The organism is Micromonospora foliorum (assembly GCF_022229015.1).
Classification (GTDB): Bacteria; Actinomycetota; Actinomycetes; order Mycobacteriales; family Micromonosporaceae; genus Micromonospora; species Micromonospora foliorum.
In genome coordinates, this window is the sequence record NZ_JAKKFF010000480.1 from 1 (window position 1) to 1,723 (window position 1,723).

At 69.2% G+C, this 1,723-nt stretch carries 3 protein-coding genes and 1 pseudogene; all 4 read left to right on the forward strand.

Annotated features, from left to right (window positions below):
- Window positions 1-122: 122 nt before the first annotated feature.
- Window positions 123-571, forward strand: a pseudogene (locus PSH25_RS34240) (ATPase); the annotation flags it as partial.
- Window positions 568-975 carry a roadblock/LC7 domain-containing protein gene (locus tag PSH25_RS28470; RefSeq protein WP_007465177.1) on the forward strand — a complete coding sequence of 136 codons (408 nt, stop codon included), beginning with the start codon at window positions 568-570 and terminating at the stop codon, window positions 973-975. The pseudogene PSH25_RS34240 and the gene PSH25_RS28470, both read left to right, overlap by 4 nt.
- Window positions 976-1,063: 88 nt before the next feature.
- Window positions 1,064-1,429, forward strand: coding sequence for a DUF742 domain-containing protein (locus PSH25_RS28475; protein WP_088950207.1), 366 nt, complete (start codon window positions 1,064-1,066; stop codon window positions 1,427-1,429).
- Window positions 1,410-1,723 (forward strand): GTP-binding protein (locus PSH25_RS28480; protein ID WP_238661971.1); only part of this gene is annotated, 314 nt, incomplete at its 3' end. The genes PSH25_RS28475 and PSH25_RS28480, both read left to right, overlap by 20 nt.

Here is a 1,723-nt window from a genome sequence, read left to right on the forward strand (position 1 = left end):
CCCCCATCCGTGCTCGCTGTTCTGACGCTTTCGCACGTCCGCCACCTCTGCGATACTTGTTCTCCCGTCATTTTCCCCTTGTTTTCTTTTCAAGCCGAAGTCGGCATACGAGATCCGGCCACGTTACTGGATTTCATACGTGGTCTCTTCCGATCTCACCTCCGACGGCACGGCCACGCCGGGCGCCGGAGGTCTCGGCACCACCATGGACGGGTTCGGAGCACGGCCGTCGGCACCACCGTCGTACAAACCGCCCCCGGCCGCCCGGACGGCTCCGGCCGCGCCCGCCCCCGACCCGGGGGCTTGGCGTACGGCGGCGGACGAGGGCTGGTCCCGGGCCAGCCGGGCTGCCGAGCCGGCCCCTGCCGGCACCACCCGCTCCGGGTTGCCCAAGCGGGTGCCGCAGCAACAGCTCGTGCCGGGTGGCATCGAACCGAAGAGCGGCCGGGACCGCAGCCGGCGGACCCCGGATGAAGTACGTGGTCTGCTGTCGGCCTACCACCGCGGTGTGCAGCGCGGTCGGACGGCCGGAACGGACCTGAACAGCACCTCGACCAAGGAGAGCCGATGAACAGGCCAGCTGCCATGCAGGACATGGGTTGGCTGCTCACCAACTTCGCCGACAGCGTGGCGGGCATCGCCCACGTGGTGGCGGTGTCCGCCGACGGGCTGCTGCTCGCGTCCTCCCGGGATCTGCCGGGGGACCGGGCGGACCAGCTCGCCGCGATCACCTCCGGGGTGGTGAGCCTGACCGAGGGCGCGGCCCGGATGTTCAGCGCGGGCGGGGTGTTGCAGACAGTCATCGAGATGGACAGCGGGTACCTCTTCCTGATGTCGATCAGCGACGGTTCTTCGATGGCCGTGCTGGCCGCGCGCAGCTGCGACGTGGGCCAGGTGGGCTACGAGATGGCGCTGCTGGTCGAGCGGGTGGGTGCCGCGCTGGTGCCGCTGCCGCGCGACGCGGTGCGTTCTTAGCACCGGAAGGCGGCGCTCATCCGAGCGCCGGACCAGGGACGAGAGGCGGCACAGTCCGGCTCCGCAGGGGACGAGGAGGTGATCGGGGATGGACCAACGACGCGTTGACCCGCGTGGCGCGCTGGTGCGTCCGTACGCGGTCACCCGTGGTCGTACCGAGCCCCGGCAGGACATCGCCCTCGAGGCCGTCCTCACCGCCTCTCTCACCCAGGTCGCCGAGTCCCGCTTCGCCGGGCACGACAAGCACCGCATCGCCACGGTCTGTGAGGGCCGAGCGCAATCACTGGCGGAGATCGCCGCATATACCCGGATGCCGCTGGGCGTCGCCCGGGTGTTGGTCGCCGACATGGTGGCCGAGAGCCTGCTGACGTTACACACTGCTGCTCCCGCCGAGGGGTTCGAGGAGCGGATGGAACTGCTTGGAAGGGTGCTAAGTGGACTTCGCAGGCTATGACCCCGCAGGGGGGCGGCCGGGCCGGGGAATCGTCTCCGCGAAGATCGTCGTCGCGGGCGGCTTCGGCGTCGGTAAGACGACACTGGTCGGGGCGATCTCCGAGATCACACCGCTGACCACCGAGGCGTTGATGACCGCGGCGGGTGTCGGCATCGACGATCCGTCCAAGGTGCCGGGCAAGGAGACCACCACGGTCGCCATGGACTTCGGCCGGATCACCATGGCCCAGGACCTGATCCTGTACCTCTTCGGTACACCGGGTCAGACCCGGTTCTGGTTCATGTGGGACGCGTT